Origin of the sequence: Nocardia takedensis NBRC 100417 (assembly GCF_000308695.1) — a bacterium.
Classification (GTDB): domain Bacteria; phylum Actinomycetota; class Actinomycetes; order Mycobacteriales; family Mycobacteriaceae; genus Nocardia; species Nocardia takedensis.
This window is the reverse complement of sequence record NZ_BAGG01000123.1, coordinates 149,197-167,268: the sequence shown is the minus strand read 5'-3', so window position 1 is coordinate 167,268 and position 18,072 is coordinate 149,197. Positions and strand designations below refer to the sequence as shown.

Annotated in this window: 18 protein-coding genes; 7 read left to right on the top strand and 11 right to left on the bottom strand. The window is 69.4% G+C overall.

Features of this window, described 5'->3' with window-relative positions:
• Positions 1 to 280 precede the first annotated feature (280 nt).
• On the top strand, positions 281 to 1,393 hold the full coding sequence (locus tag ON30_RS26675; RefSeq protein WP_040711449.1) for a glycerate kinase: 1,113 nt from the start codon (positions 281 to 283) through the stop codon (positions 1,391 to 1,393).
• A 141-nt stretch (positions 1,394 to 1,534) separates the two neighbouring features.
• Here ON30_RS26675 and ON30_RS26670 read toward each other — a convergent pair whose 3' ends face one another.
• The 3 genes from ON30_RS26670 to ON30_RS26660 are packed head-to-tail and all read right to left on the bottom strand — an operon-like array spanning position 1,535 to position 3,553.
• Positions 1,535 to 1,777, bottom strand: a complete 243-nt coding sequence (locus ON30_RS26670) for a helix-turn-helix transcriptional regulator (protein ID WP_040711241.1) — start codon at positions 1,775 to 1,777, stop codon at positions 1,535 to 1,537.
• Positions 1,767 to 2,633, bottom strand: coding sequence for an ABC transporter permease (locus tag ON30_RS26665; protein WP_040711239.1), 867 nt, complete (start codon positions 2,631 to 2,633; stop codon positions 1,767 to 1,769). Before ON30_RS26665 ends, ON30_RS26670 begins: the two co-directional genes overlap by 11 nt.
• On the bottom strand, positions 2,630 to 3,553 hold the full coding sequence (locus ON30_RS26660) for an ABC transporter ATP-binding protein (protein ID WP_040711237.1): 924 nt from the start codon (positions 3,551 to 3,553) through the stop codon (positions 2,630 to 2,632). The genes ON30_RS26665 and ON30_RS26660 overlap by 4 nt, the downstream gene beginning before the upstream one ends.
• A 175-nt stretch (positions 3,554 to 3,728) precedes the next feature.
• On the opposite strand from ON30_RS26660, the gene ON30_RS26655 reads away from it, so the two are divergent.
• Positions 3,729 to 4,175: a nitroreductase family deazaflavin-dependent oxidoreductase gene (locus ON30_RS26655; RefSeq protein WP_051030013.1), complete on the top strand. Its 447-nt coding sequence runs from the start codon at positions 3,729 to 3,731 to the stop codon at positions 4,173 to 4,175.
• Between the two features lie 3 nt (positions 4,176 to 4,178).
• Here the strand turns inward: ON30_RS26655 and aroQ are convergent, their stop codons facing one another.
• Both aroQ and abmR read right to left on the bottom strand, forming a co-directional pair.
• Complete coding sequence (gene aroQ, locus ON30_RS26650) at positions 4,179 to 4,619, bottom strand: type II 3-dehydroquinate dehydratase (RefSeq protein WP_040711234.1); 441 nt, start codon at positions 4,617 to 4,619, stop codon at positions 4,179 to 4,181.
• A gap of 31 nt (positions 4,620 to 4,650) precedes the next feature.
• Positions 4,651 to 5,247, bottom strand: a complete 597-nt coding sequence (gene abmR / locus ON30_RS26645) for an ATP-binding transcription factor AbmR (RefSeq protein WP_040711232.1) — start codon at positions 5,245 to 5,247, stop codon at positions 4,651 to 4,653.
• 477 nt (positions 5,248 to 5,724) lie between these two features.
• Between abmR and ON30_RS26640 the strand changes: the two genes are divergently transcribed.
• Positions 5,725 to 7,338 (top strand): NTF2-like N-terminal transpeptidase domain-containing protein, encoded by a 1,614-nt coding sequence (locus ON30_RS26640; protein ID WP_245554228.1) that lies wholly within the window; start codon positions 5,725 to 5,727, stop codon positions 7,336 to 7,338.
• 87 nt (positions 7,339 to 7,425) lie between these two features.
• Here the strand turns inward: ON30_RS26640 and ON30_RS26635 are convergent, their stop codons facing one another.
• The 5 genes from ON30_RS26635 to ON30_RS26615 all read right to left on the bottom strand — a co-directional run bounded on the left by ON30_RS26635 (position 7,426) and on the right by ON30_RS26615 (position 12,717).
• The gene (locus ON30_RS26635; RefSeq protein WP_040711443.1) at positions 7,426 to 8,100 is read right to left on the bottom strand and encodes a DUF1707 SHOCT-like domain-containing protein; all 675 of its coding nucleotides are present in this window, start codon (positions 8,098 to 8,100) and stop codon (positions 7,426 to 7,428) included.
• Positions 8,101 to 8,252: 152 nt separating this feature from the next.
• On the bottom strand, positions 8,253 to 8,921 hold the full coding sequence (locus tag ON30_RS26630) for a response regulator (protein ID WP_040711229.1): 669 nt from the start codon (positions 8,919 to 8,921) through the stop codon (positions 8,253 to 8,255).
• Positions 8,922 to 8,987: 66 nt separating this feature from the next.
• Positions 8,988 to 10,157: a MacS family sensor histidine kinase gene (gene macS / locus ON30_RS26625; protein WP_040711227.1), complete on the bottom strand. Its 1,170-nt coding sequence runs from the start codon at positions 10,155 to 10,157 to the stop codon at positions 8,988 to 8,990.
• A gap of 5 nt (positions 10,158 to 10,162) precedes the next feature.
• The gene (locus tag ON30_RS26620) at positions 10,163 to 11,509 is read right to left on the bottom strand and encodes an AI-2E family transporter (protein ID WP_245554227.1); all 1,347 of its coding nucleotides are present in this window, start codon (positions 11,507 to 11,509) and stop codon (positions 10,163 to 10,165) included.
• Between the two features lie 26 nt (positions 11,510 to 11,535).
• Positions 11,536 to 12,717: a Fic family protein gene (locus ON30_RS26615; RefSeq protein ID WP_085999412.1), complete on the bottom strand. Its 1,182-nt coding sequence runs from the start codon at positions 12,715 to 12,717 to the stop codon at positions 11,536 to 11,538.
• A gap of 171 nt (positions 12,718 to 12,888) precedes the next feature.
• On the opposite strand from ON30_RS26615, the gene ON30_RS26610 reads away from it, so the two are divergent.
• The 3 genes from ON30_RS26610 to ON30_RS26600 are packed head-to-tail and all read left to right on the top strand — an operon-like array spanning position 12,889 to position 16,010.
• Positions 12,889 to 14,448, top strand: a complete 1,560-nt coding sequence (locus ON30_RS26610) for an adenylate/guanylate cyclase domain-containing protein (RefSeq protein WP_245554226.1) — start codon at positions 12,889 to 12,891, stop codon at positions 14,446 to 14,448.
• Positions 14,449 to 14,452: 4 nt separating this feature from the next.
• Complete coding sequence (locus ON30_RS26605; RefSeq protein WP_174387577.1) at positions 14,453 to 15,577, top strand: lysylphosphatidylglycerol synthase transmembrane domain-containing protein; 1,125 nt, start codon at positions 14,453 to 14,455, stop codon at positions 15,575 to 15,577.
• Positions 15,578 to 15,626: 49 nt separating this feature from the next.
• Positions 15,627 to 16,010, top strand: coding sequence for a DUF3054 domain-containing protein (locus tag ON30_RS26600; RefSeq protein WP_040711222.1), 384 nt, complete (start codon positions 15,627 to 15,629; stop codon positions 16,008 to 16,010).
• A gap of 13 nt (positions 16,011 to 16,023) precedes the next feature.
• Here the strand turns inward: ON30_RS26600 and ON30_RS26595 are convergent, their stop codons facing one another.
• Positions 16,024 to 17,214: a helix-turn-helix domain-containing protein gene (locus ON30_RS26595; RefSeq protein WP_040711220.1), complete on the bottom strand. Its 1,191-nt coding sequence runs from the start codon at positions 17,212 to 17,214 to the stop codon at positions 16,024 to 16,026.
• A gap of 343 nt (positions 17,215 to 17,557) precedes the next feature.
• Here ON30_RS26595 and ON30_RS26590 point away from each other — a divergent pair, with 343 nt between their 5' ends.
• Positions 17,558 to 18,016 (top strand): hypothetical protein, encoded by a 459-nt coding sequence (locus ON30_RS26590; protein ID WP_040711437.1) that lies wholly within the window; start codon positions 17,558 to 17,560, stop codon positions 18,014 to 18,016.
• Positions 18,017 to 18,072: the final 56 nt, after the last annotated feature.

The window sequence follows — 18,072 nt, the reverse complement described above, 5'->3', positions numbered from 1 at the left end:
CCGCTGCCCGACGTGCTGAGGCGCTGCCTGCCGTGCTGACCCGCTGACTGCCGCGGCTGACCCGCTGCCCGACGTGCTGAGGCAGCTGCTTGCGGTGCTGAGGCGGCTGCTTGCCGCGCTGAAGCGCTGGCCGGTGTCCCGCGCTCTGGGCGCAGCCCCACCCGCTGTGCCTCGTGCCGAGGGCGTTGCCTTCTGCTGCCGGCAGGCCCGCGCGGATGGCGGCTCGAATCGGGCGTGGTCTGGCGTGCGGCGTCCGCCGGCGCGCCGCAGAATGGCGGGCATGACTCGCGTGGTGCTCGCCCCCGACAAGTTCAAGGGTTCGCTCACCGCGCCCGAGGTGGCGGCGGCACTCGCGGACGGGATCGCGCGGATGCGTCCCGACGCCGAGATCGTGCGGGTTCCGGTGGCCGACGGCGGTGACGGCACCGTGGACGCTTTCGTCGCGGCGGGCTGGGAGCGGGTCGACCTCGAGGCTCCTGGTCCCACCGGAGACCTGGCCGACACGTCCTACGCCCTGCGTGGGAAGACGGCGGTGGTGGAGTTGGCCGCGGTGGTCGGTGCGGCGAAACTGCCCGGCGCGCGGTTCGATCCGCTGGGCGCGAGCACCTACGGACTCGGTGTCGTGATCGCCGACGCGCTCGACCGCGGCGCGCGGGAGATCGTGCTGGGGTTGGGCGGCAGCGCCTCCAGCGACGGCGGCGCGGGCATGGCGCAGGCCCTCGGCGCGCGCGTCCTCGACGCGCACGGTCGGGAGGTGCCGCGCGGCGGGGCGGCCTTGGCCGAGGCGGCGACGCTGGATCGCACGGCGCTGCACCCGGCGCTGGCCGAAGCGCGGGTGAGCTTGGCCTGCGATGTCGACAACCCGTTGCTCGGCCCGCACGGCGCGGTCGAGGTGTACGGCCCCCAGAAAGGGACCGACGCCGCGCAGCGCGCACTCCTGGAGGCCGCGCTGATCACGTGGTCGCGGATCGCGGGCCCGGAATTCGTCGACAGCCCCGGCGCGGGCGCGGCGGGCGGTACGGGGTTCGGCGCGATGGCGCTCCTCGGGGCCTCGGTCCGCAGCGGAATCGGGATCATCCTGGAACTGCTGGACTTTCCCGCGCTGGTCGCGGGCGCGGATCTGGTCGTCACCGGCGAGGGCTCTTTGGATGAGCAGAGCCTGCGCGGCAAGGCCCCGCTCGGCGTCGCCGAGGCGGCGCGGGCGGCGGGGGTGCCGGTGGTCGCCGCCGTGGGCCGCACCTCGCTGAGCACGGATCGCGTCCGCGCGGCGGGCTTCGCGGACTGCTTCGCTCTCACCGACCTCGAATCCGATCCGGCCCGCTGTCTGTCGGCGGCCGCGGAACTGCTCGGTGAGGTGGGCGAACGCCTCGCGCGCGCCCACCTACCCGGCTGAGTCGGACCATGCCCCGCACCGCCCGGTGCACTTGCCCGCCCAATACCGTTCGACCTGCCCGCGTGCGCATACCCGTGGGTCCGAGCGGACCGCCTGCGGCCCCCCGGGCGGATCTCAGGTGCCCGGACCTGTCGGCGGAGGTCAGGCCGATTCGGTGCGCGACCCCAGGCGGGGGAACGGATCGGTGGAGAAGATCACCTCCACGGCGACGTCGAAGTAGGCTGCTATCCGCAGCGCCAAGTGCAGGCTGGGACTGTATTCGCCGCGTTCGAGGTAGCCGACGGTCTGGTAATGGACACCGAGGGCCTCGGCCAGTTCGCGCCGCGAGATCCCGCGTTCGGCGCGCAGCATCGCGATCCGGTTGTAGATGGCCTCAGTAGACACGCTGGAGCGCCTTCTCCCGTCGTTCCTCCATTCCGACGCCCGACTCGCGCCGGGCCATGCGCCGCAGCAGGGCGGGCGCGAAGGCCAACCCTACGACGGCCCATCCGCCGAGTACCGCGACGGTCTCCAGATGCCGCCAGGACTGGTCGATCTCCACCACCACGGCTTCCGGTGGCAGCAGCGCCGAACGCATCCCCAGACCCAGCCAGTACATCGGGAAGACCTGTCCGACCGCCTGCAACCAGCCGGGCAGGCCGGTGATCGGGTAGTAGATGCCGGAGATGCCGATCAACCCCATCAGCGGCATGGTGAGCAGGAAGGTGCTGTACGAATTGTTCAGCGTCGCACCGAGGATCGCGCCGAGCGGCAAAGTGGCGAGCAGGCCGAGGACAAGCACCCACAGCAGCGTCGCCCACGCGCCGGGATCACCGAGGGACAGTCCGCCCACGATCAGTCCGCCGAGGACCAGCAGCACCGCGATCTGCACCAGGACCGTGCCCGCGCTGGTGCCGATGCGTCCGACCAGGTAGCCGAGCATGCCGTTCGGTACGGCCTTGGCGCGCAACAGGGTTCCGTCCTCGCGGTCTAGCACCAGGTACTGCGTGATCGCGTACAGGCCGTTGAAGGCGATCACGCTGCCCAGCACGCCGGGCAGGGCCAGCGACCCCAACTTCCACGGCACGTCGCGGAAGGACCCGTCGCGCAGGAAGAACAGCGCGACGAGAATGACCGCGGGCGTGAGGAACTGGGCGAACAGGTCCTGGCCGTTGGTGTAGGTCTGGCGCAGTTCGATCGCCGCGCGCGTGAGGCCCGCGCGGAACGCGGTGCGGCGCGGGGTCGCGGTTCGCGGGCTCATCGGGAGACCTCCTCGAGGGTGCGGATATCGGTCTGGCCGGCGTCGTGGCGGCGGACCAGGGTCATGTAGGTGTCCTCCAGCGAGGCGCGGCGCACCTCGAGTTCGGCGATGCCGTCGCCGTGCTGTTCGAACAGGTCGTGCACGAATTTCGTGGATTCCACGGTGGTGTGGACGAAGCGTCGCCCGTCCCGGGTCCAGCGCACCTCGGCCTCGCCCGCGATGCGGCGGGCCAGGTCGTCGGCGGTGCCGTCGGCGATGATCCGGCCGCCCGCCAGGATGAGGATGCGGTCGGCGAGTTTGTCGGCTTCGTCCATGTCGTGGGTGGTCAGCAGCACCGTGGTGGCGTGTTCGTCGGCGAGTCGGTGCACCAGGTCGTGGAATTCGCGCCGGGCCTGCGGGTCGAGGCCCGCGGTCGGCTCGTCGAGGAACAGCACCTCGGGACGGCCGACCACCCCGATCGCGACGTCCATGCGTCGGCGCCGGCCGCCGGAGAGCGTGTTGATCCTGGCCTCGGCCTGTTCGGTGAGGCCGACCAGCGCGAGCAGTTCGCCGGTGGCCCACGGGCGCAGCGCGGTGCTGTCGGCGTAGGGGGCGTAGAAGGAGCCGAGGTGGTCGAGTAGTTCGCGCACCCGCCATTTGCCGTGGTCGCGCCAGGACTGCAATACCACGCCGACCCGGGCCCGCCACGCTTCGTCGCCTTCGGCCGGATCGACCCCGAGCACCGAAACCGTTCCCGCCGAACGTTTCCGAAAACCCTCGAGGATCTCGATCGTGGTGGTCTTGCCCGCCCCGTTGGGGCCGAGCAGGACCAGGACCTCTCCCCGATGCGCGCGCAGGCCCACCTCCTGTAGGACGTCGGTGCTCCCGTAGCGCATCCGCAGTCCGGTGACGTCGATCGTGACGCCTTCACCCACCGTCATGGTTCCCTCCCTGTTGTGGGTCGCTGATGATTCGTAGCATACCTACTACATTTAGCGGCAACAATGCTGTCGCAGCCGCAACGGGGGCGAAAGATAGAGAGCAGTGCTCTTGTTTTGCGGGCCCACCCGTGGAACACTGGTCTCAACAGAGAGCAGTGCTCACGAAGGAGAAGTCATGAACGCCGGCGCCCGCTACATCGCCCCCACGGGTATCGACCCGCTGATGAACCGGATCTTCAACTGGCTGCCCAGGATCGGGATCAGCGTGCTGGGTTCGCGCCTGCTGGCGGTGCGCGGCCGCAAGAGCGGGGAATGGCGCACCACGATGGTGAATCTGCTGGAGACCGAGGACGGCGCGCGCTACTTGGTCGCGCCGCGCGGGCACACGCAGTGGGTGAAGAACCTGCGGGCCGCGGGTACCGGGGAACTGCGCCTTGGCCGCAAGGTCGAACCGTTCGCCGCCACCGAGGTCCCCGATGCCGAGAAGGTCCCGCTGCTGCGCCTCTACCTGCGCAGATGGGGCTGGGAAGTGGGCAAGTTCTTCGAGGGCGTCACCAAGGACGCCACCGACGAGCAGTTGGCCGAGATCGCGCCGGGCTTCCCGGTGTTCCGTATCGGTTGACCGTTACCGCGTGGCCAGGAATTCCACGGCGGCGGCGTAGCCGCGGATGCCCATGCCCGCGATGACCGCCGTGGCGATCCCGGAGACGAAGGAATGGTGCCGGAACTCCTCGCGGGCGTGCACATTGCTGATGTGCACCTCCACGATCGGCGCCTCGGGGATCACCAGCGCGTCGCGCAGCGCCACCGAGGTGTGGGTCAGCCCGCCCGGATTCACCACGATGCCCGAGATCTCGCCGCGCGCCGCGTGGATCCGATCGATCAGCGCGCCTTCGGAATTGGACTGGAACGCCACGATCTCCCGGTCGAAGCGGGCGGCCGTGGACCGGCACAGGTCGACCACGTCGGCCAAGGTCTCCGCGCCGTAGACCTCCGGTTGCCGGGTGCCGAGCATGTTCAGGTTCGGCCCGTTGAGGACGAGGATCGGGGCGACGGTGGCGGCCATGGTCAAACCCTAGCCGCCCCGATCCGCGCGGTCACAGACCCTGTGGGCCCTCCGAGCGCAGGTCGTCCACCTTGCGCATGGCCGAGCGCAGTTCCTCGAGCCAGGATTCGGCGTGCTTGCCCGCCAACTTGACCGTCCAGGCCAGCGCGTCGGCGCGGGAACGCGCGACCCCGGAATCGACCAGGGTGTCGAGCACCTTGCGCTCGGGTTGGCGCAGTCGGGTCATGACCGGAACGGCCAACTGGGTGAACATGATCCGTTCGCCGTCCACCGAGACGCCCCACGCGACATTGCGTCCGTAGCGGTGCTGGGCCTCGCCCGCGATCTGCATGCGGGCGGGCCGCGTGGATTCGCGGAAGCGGGCGATCGCGCCCTCCTTGGTGGCCTTCGGCAACTGTTCGGTGGGCGCGTCGGCCTCGCCCGCGGTGGGCTTGTCGGGTTTCGGCAGCGGGAGTTCGCCGATGACGACGATCTCCTCGCGGTCGATCTCGATCAGCGGACTGCCCGCGAACCAGTCAATGGGCAACCTTCCGGCGAACCAATCGGGCACATCGGACGGATCGGGGAGATCGGCTTGCTGCCAGCCGCCGGACCTGCCGAAACGACGTCCCTTGTTGTCGTGTCCCATGGGATCACCTGCGTTCTGCTTTCCTTGTCACCGTGCCTACGACGGTGCAGTGATTACAAGATTACGTCGCTAGAAGCGCGCGTGGTTCCGCTAGGAGTGAAACGGTGCGCGAGGGGGTACCCCCAGGGGGAACCCGTGGGCGCCGCGACGGTGCGGGGCGCGAATCTCCGGACGGATTCCCGAGGTTGACGGTAATGGTCCGCCGTCGAGTCCCGACCGGTACGGTAACGGCGGCCGGTTATCGCCTTGTGACTGGACACCGTTCACGATCGACCCCTCCGCGTCGCGATCTGGGGCACAATCGAGATGCTGAGCATGGGTAACGTCCCAGCTAACGGGGCGCTTACGGGTCGATAAAGTTCAGGTACGGTGATCTTGTTGCGGAAGTGACAAGAGTGAAGAGTGGGCGACATGGATGTGTGGGGATCCCGCCGCTTTCGCCTCCGGGGCGCGTTCGCACTCACGGGGATAGCGGCTGTGGTGATAGCACTGGGATCGTGTGGATTCCAGCCGGAACCGAACGAAGCCGAGGACATCGTCGAGCGGTTCACCGAACTGATCGACGACCGTGACTACACCGAGGCCGCGGGCCTGACCTCCTACCCCAACGCCGCCGAGGCGACGCTCAAACAGATCTTCGAGGGCCTGGAACCGGGCACCGTCGACTACCGCAAGACCCAGTTCATCGGACTGGACGCCCAGCAGGGCATCTTCAGCGTCGACGTCGCCTGGAACTTCGGCGAGAACCGGAACTGGACCTACAGCCTCCAGGGCACCGTCCGCAAGCTGGCGATCGGCTGGCGAATCTCCTGGGAACCCGGGCTGATCATGCCGGACCTCGCCAACAACCGCACGGTGAAACTGGTCCGCACCATGCCCGCGCCCCCGCCGCGCGTGGTCGACATCACCGGCGCGCCGCTGATGCACGAGCAGGTCATCAACGTGATCAAACTCGATCCGACCAAGACCAACGACCCGGTCGGCTCGACCAACGCGCTCGCCGACGCCATCGAACCGGTCGCGCCGCTGATCACCGGTCCGTCGCTGATGCAGCAGTTGGCCGGTTCGCAGGGCAAGCCCGTCGTCGCGGTCAACCTGCGCGAAGGCGATTTCGAGATCCTCGAACCGCGGATGGCCCCGATTCCCGGCGTCGTCATGGAGAAACAGCCCCGGCTGATCTCCTCCGACCGCCGCGTCTGGTCCCCGCAACTCGACGCCTTGCGCAAGGTGTGGCAGGACAGCCAGGAGCAGCACTCCGGCTGGGGCGTGCAGGTCTTCGAGGCCGACGGTCGCTTCGTCAACCAGGTCGCCGGCTACCAGGGCCCGCCCGGACCCGATATCGCCGCCACCATGGACCAGCGGTTGCAGCGCGCCGCCGAGGACGCGGTGGTCAGCGTCGGCACGCCCGCCTCGATCGTCGCCATCCAGCCCTCCAGCGGCGCGGTCGTCGCCGTCGCGCAGAACAGTCAGGCCAGCGAACACGGGCCCGTCGCGTTCACCGGGCTCTACCCGGTGGGGCGCAATATCGAACTGTTCCGGGCGCTCGTCTCCGCCGCCGACAAGAAGGCCCCGCAGGACGTGTCCGTGCAGGAGGCCGCCGAAGCCGCCACCAAACTCGGCGTCGGCCTGGACTTCCAGGTCCCCGGCCTGGACGAGGTGACCGGCAGGCTCGCCATCGCGGGCCGCAGCGCCGAACAGGTCCGCCAGGGCGGCGGCGCCGACGCGGTGCTGGCCAGCCCGTTCGGGATGGCCATCGCGGCCGCCGCCATCGCGCGCGGCGGGGTGCCCGCCCCGATGATCGCCCTCGGTCATCCCGGCAGCATCGACGCCGAACTGCCGCCGCTGCCCGGCGAGGTCACCGACCGGTTGCGCACGATGCTGCGCGATTCGGCGGGCAGCCCGGAGTTCACGCCGCTGCGTCCCTACCGCGACGTCACCGGATTCGCCGCGACCGCCAACGGCGACGGATGGCTGATCGCCACCATGGGCGATCTGGCCTTCGCCATCCACATCGACGACGCCGACAGCGACAACGCGACCAGCAGGATGGCCGCGCGGATGCTGCAATCCCTCGCTTCGCCGGAACCCTGATCGACCGCGCGGCGGCGGCGCCGACTTCGCCCGCCGCCGGGGCGTCGAATCAGCCCTGGCGGGCGGTTCGCTGACGTGTGCCGGACCTCAGTGGCCGAGCAGTTTGCGCCAGTGCGCGGCGAACGGGTGCTTGGCGGTCAGCGAACCGAACCGGATGCTGCCGTGCACGACCAGGTGCAACCTGCCCAGCGGGGGGCCGGTGCGGACCTTGTTGTTGATGCTGGAGCCGACCAGGTCCACGCCGTTGAGGTCGACCGTGGCCTCCGACGGGACGATCAGCGTCAGCGAACTGCAATAGTCGTCCACGTGCAGTTCGACCACCTGGGTGGTCATCACCGCCTCGGTGAAGTCCAGCGTCACCCCGGAGAACCAGTTGTTCAGCAGCAGACTGGGCGCGACCTGCCACGGGCCGCGCCGATTCACGCCGGACATGCGCGAGCGGATGACGTTGCCAGGGGTGCCCGCCGTCGGCCGCGGCGGAGCGGGACGCGGACGCGTGAACGACTGCGCGGCGTTGCCGAACGCCTGCGCGGCGTTGACGAAGTGGGTGCGCGGCGCGGCCGTGGGCTGCCCGACCAACCGGACGCCCGGTAGATCGATGAGCACCGAGTTCAGTTCGGCGCGGGTCTTGGCCGCCAGGGCGGTGTCCATGCGCTCGGTGAACTCGCCCAGCGACAGCATGCCGAGACCGACGGCGCGTTGCAGCAGTTGTCCGACGTGTTCGCGTTCGGCGTCGGAGACGCGCAGTTCCCGATCGCCCACGGTCTCGCTGGGTGCCGAGCCGAAGGCGGCGGGTCCCGAGGGCGCGGATTCGGATTCGGGGCCGACCATGTCTTCGAGGTTACCGACGCGCGGCCGTGCGCGACATCAGGGCGAACCCGGATTCCGCGCTCGTCCTCGCGAACCACCGGAGGCTATTCGAGCCCCTGCTCGATCGCGTAGCGGGTGAGTTCCACCCGGTTGGCCAATTGTAGTTTGCGCAAGGTGGCCTGGACGTGGTTCTCGACGGTGCGGTGACTCAGATTCAGGCGAGCCGCGATCTGTTTGGCCGAGAGCCCCTTGGCGACCATCCGCAGCACCTCGGTCTCCCGGTCGGTCAACGCGGGGCGGTGCGGTTCGTCGGGTTCGGCGGGTGTGGTCGCCATGCGGCGGTATTCGCCGAGTACCAGACCGGCCAGCCCCGGGGTGAACACCGGCTGACCCGCGGCGGTGGCGCGCACCGCCTCCACCAGTTCGGCGATCGACGCGCTCTTGACCAGGTAACCGGAAGCGCCCGCCTTGATCGCGTCGAGCACGTCCTCGCGTTCGGCCGAGGCCGAGAGCACCAGCACCCGCGAATGCGGGGAGACCCGCAGCACCTCGGCGGTGGCCTGCGCGCCGTTGCCGTCGGGCAGTTGCATGTCCATGAGCACCACCGAGGGACGCACCGCGGCGGCCCTGCGGGTGGCCGCCCCGACCCCGTCGGCGGTGGCCGCGACATCGAATCCGGCCTCGGTCAGATCGCGCGAGACACCGTCGCGCCACATCGGATGGTCGTCCACGACCATCACCGAAATGGCCTGGACCGTCTCCGCGTCGGTCACCGCGCACCTCCCGTGCCGTTCTCCCGCGGCCTCCGCCGCCCGGCCCTCATCGTGCCAGATCGCCGGTCAGCCGCGCGGAAGGTGGAATTCCCATTCGACGCCCTCGCCCGCGCCCTCGGTGAGCAGTTCGGCGCGTCCGCCCAGCGCCTCGACGCGGCCGACGATCGACCGCGACACCCCCATGCGGCCCTCGGCCTCGGCCTGTTCCAGGCGGCCCGCCTCGATGCCGACGCCGTCGTCGCGCACGCTGACGATCACCTCCGCGCCGGTGTCCTCCAACAGCACATACGCTTTCGCGTCCGGTCCGGCGTGCCGGTCGACGTTGGACAGCGCGGTGGCGACGGCGGCGGCGATCTCGGTGGCCGACCACCGGCCCATCGGCACCGGGTCGCCCGGGGTGGAGACGAACACCGTCGGGGTGGCGTGCGCGGTCAGCAGCGGACGCAGGTCCACCTCCGCGCCGCCCTCGTCGGTGCGTTCGCCCTGCTCGGAGATCAGTACCCGCAGCGCCACCTCCTGCTCGCCCGCCCGCCGCGCGAGTTCCCCGGTCGGACCGCCGATCTCGGTGCCGCGGCGTTTGATGTAGGTGAGCACTTGCAGGACGCCGTCGTGCACCTCGCGGGCCAGCCGTTCGCGTTCCTCGGCGGCGGCGGTGAGCCGGACGGCGCGCTGGAGTTGTTCCTGCGCTCCGCGCGCGGTGTTGGCGGCCAGACCCAGCGCGAGTCCGATCGAGACCAGCACGGGCATCGTCGCGTCGGCCCACACGTCCTGGCCCCACTGCTCGCGCACGGTGATGATGACCAGCGAGATCAGCACCCCCGAGGCGATGCCGAGCACCGGGCCGCGCAGGATCGCCGCGGAGATCACCGCGTTGGCGGCCCACAGCGTCGTCGGCAGGGTCTGGTGGCCGTGGTACCAGTCGTAGTCGGCGACCAGCCTGGTCGCGCACACCAGCGCGATGACCACCACGTGGTCCCCGATCACCACCGAGGTGCGCACTTTCGCCACGTTGGTGACGTTCCAATGCGAGAGCAGCAGCGCGGACGCACCCGACCACACCGCCATCAACGCGATGAACACCCAGCTCAGCCGCTGGTTGCTGTAGTAGGGGACCGAGGCGATCTGCTGGCCGATCGCGTAGAGCAGGGTGACCAGTCGGAACGCCTGCACAGCCCGCCACAGCGGCGCGGTGGCCGCGTCGGACGGACTCAGTTCGGTGACCCGCGGATCGGGCATCGCGGTCAGCCGCCGCCGCGGTCGGTGTGGTCCCGGGCGGGCGATTCGCGCGGTATCGCTTGGTCGTGGCGCAGCGTGGCTACCTCGTCGTCGCGCAGCGTTGCCGCCTCGTTGTCGCGCAGCGTGGCCGCCTTGTCGTCGCGCAGCGTGGCCGTGACATCGTGGCGCAGCGTGGCCGCGACGTCGAAGCGGTCCGGATCGGGCATGCGGTCCGGTTCCGCCGAATACATCCTGCCCGCTTCGCCGGTGCGCAACTCCTCGAACGCCTCGTCGGGGTCGCCCGCCAGCAGCGAGCGCAGCGCGGTGTTCATCACCGCCACGAACGGCACCGCCAGCAGGCCGCCCGCGATCCCGCCGACCACCACGCCCGCCGTGATCGCCAGCACCACCGCCAGCGGATGGATGCTCACCGCGCGGCCGAGCAGCAGCGGTTGCAGCACATGGCTTTCCAACTGCATGACGCCGATGATGATGCCGAGCACGATCAACGCCGTCACCAGACCCTTGGTGACCAGGGCGATGAACACCGCGATGAACCCGGCCAGGAACGCGCCGATGATCGGGATGAACGCGCTGATGAACACCAGCGAGGCCAGCGGCAGCGCCAATGGCACCCCGAGGATCGCCAGGCCCGCGCCGATGCCGATGGCGTCGACGCCCGCGACCACCACCGTCGCCCGCACGAAACCGACCAGGGTGCCGAAGCCGAGTTGCCCGGCCACCCGGACCCGTTCGCGATGCGGCGTCGGCACGATCCTGGTGACGAAATGCCAGATCTGGTCGCCGCCGTAGAGGAAGAAGATCAGGATGAACAGCGTCAGGAAGGTGCCGGTCAGGATGTGGCCGATCGCGGTGGCGGTGGTGAGCGCGCCGCTGGTGACCGTGTCCTGATTGGACTGGATCATCTTGACGATCGTGTCGCCCGCGCTGCGGATCTGCTCGTTGCTCATATGCGCCGGACCGTTGATCAGCCAGTCCTGGATCTTGTGGATGCTGTCGGTGATCTCGTCGGACAACTGCGGCAGACCCGCCACGAACTGCTCGACCACGAAGGTCATGATCCCGGCCACCAGACCGAGCGAACCGACCAACGCGACGAAGACCCCCACCCAGCGCGGCACGCCGAGTCGCTGCATCCAATCCACCAGCGGGGCCAGCAGCGCCGCCGCGAGCAAGGCGATGGCCAGCGGGATCACCACCGTCGCCAGTCGCTGCACGACCATCGTCAGCACATAGATCGCGGCGAAGATCACCAGCAGCCGCCACGACCACTCCGCGGTCTGCCGGACCAGCGGATGCACCGCTTCCGCGCCGGCGGACCTCGCCGCCGACCCCTGCTTCTCCTCGCTCACCTCCGCGAGCCTAACCGGCGTGGGCGTCAACGCAGGATGATGGCGAGCACGTCCGGTGCGATGAACCGCCGACCGTAGGAGCTGTCTCCGTATCGGCTGAGGGCGCCCGCGTCGATGAGTTGCCCGACGAGCGCATTCGCGCGGGTGTAGGTCACGCCGAGATGCCTTTCGACGTTGCGGACGGTGAAGATCGGTTGCGCGAGTGCGTAATCGACCAGACGCATCGCGTTTTCGGCCCGCAGGCCCGCCGCGCGCACCTTGGCCTTCAGCTCGCGCTGAACACGGATGAGATCCGTGAGCTGTCTGGCCGTGTTGTCGGCCGAGACCGCGACCCCTTCGGCGAAGAACCTGATCCAGCTGTCCCAGTTGCCCGTCGTGCTCACTGCCAGAAGCTTGTCGTAGTACTCGGCGCGCCTGGCCTCGAACCACGGTGACACCGTCAGCGTGGGTTCCGACAGGATCCCGCAGCGGTGCAGTTGTAGAACGATCAGCAGTCGTCCGATGCGGCCGTTCCCGTCGTTGAACGGATGCAGCGTCTCGAACTGATAGTGCGCCATTCCTGCCATGACCAGCGGATCTATGGCGTCGTTGGGTCGCATGACCCATTCGACGAAGTCGCGAACTCGTGCCTCGAAGTCGATACCGGGCGGCGACGGGATGAAGCGGGCATCGTGTACTCGGGCACCCTGATGGCTTCCGATCACGACTTGGGTGGTCCGTATTCGGCCGGCCTGCGCGGTGTTCGCCGGGGTGCCGTCGACCAGGATCCCCTGCAACGACTCGAGCATCCCCACCGTGAGGGGGCGACCGTCGCCGACCCAGTGGAACGCTCGATCGGCGGCCACCACGTAGTTGAACACTTCTCGCATGGTCGCGTCGGACGGTTGCTCGTCGGTGTCCAGACCCAGGACATCTTCCAGCGGCGCGAAAGTTCCTTCCAACGCGGAGGTGCTCTGCGCCTCTTGGCGGAGCGTTGGTTGCCGAAGCAGCGCGGGGTTGGGCAACTGACGTGCGGAAGCATCGAGTGCCGCGAGTGCCGCTCGCGCCTTCGCGACGACGTTGAACGTCGGTACGGTCAGTTCGGGAGTGACTTGGGGTAGGGGATCGGGGACGAACGCCACGTGCGACCACTCACCCCACCGGGGGTCGGTGCCGCTGATCGGCACAAGAGCACCTGTCGAGCTGTTCACGAACATTTCCGAGCGCACAATGTAAGTCTACGGTATCTTTGCTTACATTCTTGCGGGCTTTCGGTCGCGCAATGCAAGCCATCGAGACTGCTGTCCCCCGGGTCTCCGTGCACTCGTTCTCGCCGAAGGGCAGGTGGGCGGGGCCGACTGGCGTCGACACCGTGCCCATGAGACCGAAACGCTAAATTGATGTCTGTGTCAGCGCCCTTGGAAGCGGTCAAACAGACCATGCGAACGCGCTGGCCGCTGTACCTGACATCGATGCTGTTGGCCAATGCCTTCGGCGCGGTGCTGGTGTGGGCGTTCATCCAGTATGGGCTCCCGGTTCCGGAAGGGGAGGCGGCCGGCGGACGAAGCGTCGGCCTGATCGTGCCCGCCCTGGTGTTCATCACCGGCGGGCTGCTGAGTCTGGCCGCTTCCGCGTGGATGCTGCGACCGGTCATGCGCTGGCAGATGCGTGGCGGCCCGCCGAGCCGCCAGGAACAGATGGCCACCCTGCACGCCCCGCTGCGGCAGTCGATCGTGCACCTGGTGCTGTGGCTGGTCGGCGGCGCGGTGCTGGCCACGCTCATCATCTCCGATACGCCGGAACTGGCGGGCGCGGTGATCGTCACCGAATGCATGGCCGCCACCATCGTGTTCGGTTTCACCTACATGCTGGGCGAACGCATCCTGCGCCCGGTCGCCGCCGAGGCGCTGACCTCGGGCACCTTCGACCACACGCTGACACCCGGCGTCGGCACCCGCATGGGGATGACCTGGGGTATGGGCACTTTCGCCCCCGTCATCGCGATCGTGCTGCTGTGCGTCACCCAGATCACCTCGGACGTGAAATTCTCCGCGCAGTCGCTGGCGATCTCGATCCTGCTGCTCTCGGGCGTGGTCATCATGCAGGCGCTGGCGCTGTCGATGCTGACCGCCTCCAGCATCTCCGACCCGGTGCGCCAGCTCAGCCAGGCCATCGACCGGGTGCAGGAAGGCGCGCGCGACGTCCAGGTCGAGGTGTTCGACGGCAGTGAGATCGGCCTGCTCCAGGTCGGTTTCAACCGGATGATGGAGGAGGCGGCCAAGCGCCGCCAGTTGCAGGAACTGTTCGGTCAGCACGTGGGCGAGGAGGTCGCCCAGCGGGCGCTGGACTACGGCACCGAACTCGGCGGCGAGACCCGCTTCGTCGCGGTGCTGTTCGTCGACATGGTCGGCTCCACCGCGACCGCGGCCGAACGCCCGCCCACCGAGGTGGTCAGCCTGCTCAACGAGTTCTTCCGCATCGTGGTCGACGTCATCGACCGGCACCACGGGTTCGTCAACAAATTCGTCGGCGACGCTGCGCTGGCCATCTTCGGCGCGCCGCTGGACCGCCCCGACGCGCCCACCGCCGCACTGGCCGCGGGCCGCGAACTGCGCGAGGCGCTGCGCGAGGTCCCCGGCCTCGACATCGGTATCGGCGTCTCGGCCGGACTGGCCGTCGCCGGGAACATCGGCGCGGCCAACCGCTTCGAGTACACGGTGATCGGCGACCCGGTCAACGAGGCGTCGCGGCTCACCGAACTCGCCAAGGACCAGCCGGGTCGGGTTCTGGCCTCGGGCAGCGCGCTGTATTTCGCCGACGAGAGCGAGCAGGAACTGTGGATCCCCGGTGAGGAGGTCCAACTGCGCGGGCGACGCCGCAAGACCCGTCTGGCGTGGCCGAAGGACGGCGGCGGGCGGGCCGAGGGTGCGGACGCCGAAACGATCGGTTCGTTAGGCTGACCGCGTGACGGCCAACGGTGAGACGACGGGTGAATCCCTGCCGTCGGACTCGTCGGCGTCCGAACTCCCGGTCTCGTCGCCGCCTTCGAAGCGCGGGCGCGGCCGATTCCGCTGGGTCAAATGGGTTCTCGGCTTCGCGCTGGCCGCCGTCCTGATCGGCGAGGGCTTCTACCTGTGGCCGCGACTGCACGAATCCTGGCAGAGCCTCACCGAGATCCACTGGGGCTGGATCGCGCTGTGCGTCTGGTTGCAGGCCCTGTCGATGAGCGGCTTCGGCCGCGTGCAGAAACAACTCCTGCGGGCGGGCGGCGTTGACGTCAGCCAGCGCAAGTCGGTGGCGGTCGTCTACGGCGCGACGGCGATGTCGGTCACCCTGCCCGCCGGTCAGGTGTTCTCCACGGCGTTCACCTACCGCCAGACCCGGCGGTGGGGCGCGAGCCCGATCGTGGCCTCCTGGCAGTTGGTCATCTCCGGTGTGATCGCCACCGCCGGACTGGCCCTGCTCGGCGTCGGCGGCGCGCTGCTGGTCGGCAATCGGGTCGGCCCGTTCAAACTCGTGCTCACCCTGGCGGGCGTGGCGGCCGCGATCTGGGCGGGCAACTACGTCTCCCACAATCCCGGCTCGCTCGAGGCCGTCCTGCGCCGGATCCTCGCGCTGGTCAACCGCGTCCGCAAACGCCCGCCGACCCAGGGTATGGACAAGGTGCGCGAGATCCTCGGCCAACTGGAATCGGTGGACCTCGGCAAACGCGACGGCGTCCTGGTCGGGTTCTGGGCGCTGGTGCACCGGTTCAGCGACGTCGCCTGCCTCGGCGCGGCCTGCTACGCGATCGGCGCGGAACCCAAGCTGTCCGGCGTGCTGCTGGCCTTCGCCGCGGGCAAGGCGGTCGGCTCCATCCCGTTCGCGCCCGGCGGCATCGTCTACGTCGACGCCACCCTCATCTACGGACTGACCGTCGCCGCCGGACTGCCCGCCGCCCAGGCCGTCGCCGCGGCCTTCGTCTACCGGTTGGTCAGCTTCATCCTGGTCGCGATCATCGGGTGGATCGTGTTCGCGTTCCTGTTCCGCGTCCGGCAGGCCGACGAGGTCGAATACGAGAAGGAATTCGAGTCGCGCCGCCTTCCGTGACGGCCGTGGCGTGCCCGGGGACCGACGCGCCGGTGACTAGGCTGGTCGGGTGAAGAAAGTCGCCCCGTTCGCCGCCGACCTCGCCCTGGTGATCCTGTTCTGCGCCATCGGCAGGCGCAGCCACGACGAGGCGGTGCTCACGGGTCTGGCGAAAACCGCGTGGCCGTTCGCGACCGGGCTGCTGCTCGGGTGGGCGGTGGCCTATGCGCTGCACCGCGGCCGGTCCGCCGACGTCGCCTTCGACGGGCGCGCGCTGTGGCCGACGGGCGTGGTCATCTGGGCGCTGACGCTGATCGGCGGCATGCTGCTGCGCGTCGTCGCCTCGCAGGGCACCGCGGTGAGTTTCGTCATCGTCGCCGCCACCGTGCTCGCGCTGTTCCTGCTGGGTTGGCGGGCCGCCGTCGCGGCGCTGCCGCGCAGCCTGAGCCGCTAGCCCACCACGCGCCTCAGTCGTTGACGCCGATCCGGCGGGCGAAGGCGCGCAACGGAACCCGGCGGTCGTGGTCGAGCAATTCGGTCACGATGTGACGGGGCAGGGTCTGGTACTTCATCCAGTCCGCGCCACCCACCCGCTCGGCGTTGAGCAGGGCGTCCAACGCGCGCTGATGCTGACCGGTGCGGGTCAGCGCGACCGCGGTGTCGGCGAGGTGGCGGGCCCGCGACGCCTGCGGGAGACCGACCGTCACCGGCATCGCCTTGGCGGCGGTCAGCGCCTCGGGATAGCGCTCGGAGGAGACGTTCACGTCCACCGTCTGCATGACCACCTGCGAAGGGCCGAAATAGGTCTCGTAGTCCTGCCGGTCGCAGCCGATCCGCAGCGCGACCTCGCCCGCCGCCTCCACCAGCGACAGCGCCTCGCCCACGTTCTGCGCGCGACCCGCCGCCGTCGCCCCTTGCAGCACCAGCGACCCGTACGCGGACAGATGCGCTTGGCTCTCCTCGCCCGCGGGTTCCAGGCCCGCCGCCGCGCGCAGCGCGACCTTGCGCGATTCGTCGTAGCGGCCCTGCACCAACAACTGCCAGGCCACCGAACCGCGAATCGTGGCCAGCAGCAACGGATCGTCGCCGTTCTCGGCCGCGCCGAGGGCCTGCCGGATCGCCAGGAACGCCGGATCGGTCTGGCCGAGATGGACCAGGGTGCAACCGGTCACCCAGTACATCCGCGCCAGCAGTTCGTTGGCCGGAGCCACCGAACCGTTGCGCGCGGCGTGGACGGTGGCGCGCAACTGGGTCAGTCCGAGCGGCAGGATGGAGGTGAGCAATTCGTACCGCCCGGCCCAGTACGCGCCCCACGCGTAGTCCACCGAACGGCCGCCCTCGTCGAGAGTGACGGCGGATTCCTCGGGTTCCTCGCCGAGCAGGTCGTCGACCGGTGTGAGCGCCCTGCGAATGGCGACGATCCCGGCGTCGGGGTTGCTGGACGGTATCCCGTGGCGTTTGCCCACCAGATCCGAGATGTCGACATCCAGTGCGCGCGCGAGTTTCTGCAAGCTCGCGATGGAGGCGGTCTGGCGTCCGCCCTGCTCGAGCTTGCGCACGAGATCGACACTCACCCCGGCCTGATCGGCAAGCTGACGTTGCGTCAGCGCTTTGCCACGGAAGCGCCGGATCCGCACCCCGATCGACGTATCGTCCATGTACCCAAGTCCTTTGTTACATCCGGGTTTCAGAGTACGACGCTAAGCGATCGCGGTCACGCGAAGTGGGACATTACGTACGACTCGTTCCCGGCCGGTTGGAATACCGTTGCCTTTCTGCAACTTTGAGAACGCAAAGGGCGGCGGCGATGAACAACTTGCCGAACACCACGCACAGGCCCCGACGCGCTGATCGCGCGACCGGACCGGCGGCACATCCCGAACGAGGAGCGCGTGAGACCCGCGACGCCACTCGATCGGGATCGCGACTAGCTCCGCGGCTCCACCTCAGTGCCCAGTTCACCGAAGTCCTGTCCACCGAATACGGCGAGGGATGAAAGCCATGTTCGAGAGCTGTCACACCCCCGACGAGATCCAGCGGTTGCTGCGCGACGTATACGGCCTGCCCGTCCAGTTGCTCGCGGGCCGCCCGATGATCGTCACCGGATCGATCCTCGGTGCCATCACCATGCCCTCCGACCTGGGGCGCAAAGTGCTCGGCACCCTCGACCGCGGGTACACCGCCCCCGTCGTCGCCGATCCGGGCGAACGCACCTGGACCTTCCTGGTCGCCCCGCCCAGCCCCGCCACCCCGGTCGAGATCGCGGTCCGGCGCTACCTCGGCGGCCACGACGTCACCGTCGTGCCCGGCGGCCGTCAAGTGCTGTTGCCCACCACCGATTCCCCGCTGGGCTGGCACTGGGCGGGCGAACCCGCGCCCGGCGTGCTGCGGATGCCGCCGCGCGCGGCCGTCATCGCCGCCGTCCACCAGGTGACCGGCGTCCGCGCACCCGCCCAGTAGAGACCGCCCGGCGATTCCGGCCCTCATCCGTCCAGCGGGTGGGGGCCGGTCGCGTA

Coding starts and splice junctions, on each gene's coding strand:
- ON30_RS26675 (WP_040711449.1), top strand. CDS start 281: ATGACTCGCGTGGTGCTCGCCCCCGACAAGTTCAAGGGTTCGCTCACC.
- ON30_RS26665 (WP_040711239.1), bottom strand. CDS start 2,633: ATGAGCCCGCGAACCGCGACCCCGCGCCGCACCGCGTTCCGCGCGGGC.
- ON30_RS26660 (WP_040711237.1), bottom strand. CDS start 3,553: ATGACGGTGGGTGAAGGCGTCACGATCGACGTCACCGGACTGCGGATG.
- ON30_RS26655 (WP_051030013.1), top strand. CDS start 3,729: ATGAACGCCGGCGCCCGCTACATCGCCCCCACGGGTATCGACCCGCTG.
- aroQ (WP_040711234.1), bottom strand. CDS start 4,619: ATGGCCGCCACCGTCGCCCCGATCCTCGTCCTCAACGGGCCGAACCTG.
- abmR (WP_040711232.1), bottom strand. CDS start 5,247: ATGGGACACGACAACAAGGGACGTCGTTTCGGCAGGTCCGGCGGCTGG.
- macS (WP_040711227.1), bottom strand. CDS start 10,157: ATGCCCGATCCGCGGGTCACCGAACTGAGTCCGTCCGACGCGGCCACC.
- ON30_RS26610 (WP_245554226.1), top strand. CDS start 12,889: ATGTCTGTGTCAGCGCCCTTGGAAGCGGTCAAACAGACCATGCGAACG.
- ON30_RS26595 (WP_040711220.1), bottom strand. CDS start 17,214: ATGGACGATACGTCGATCGGGGTGCGGATCCGGCGCTTCCGTGGCAAA.
- ON30_RS26590 (WP_040711437.1), top strand. CDS start 17,558: ATGTTCGAGAGCTGTCACACCCCCGACGAGATCCAGCGGTTGCTGCGC.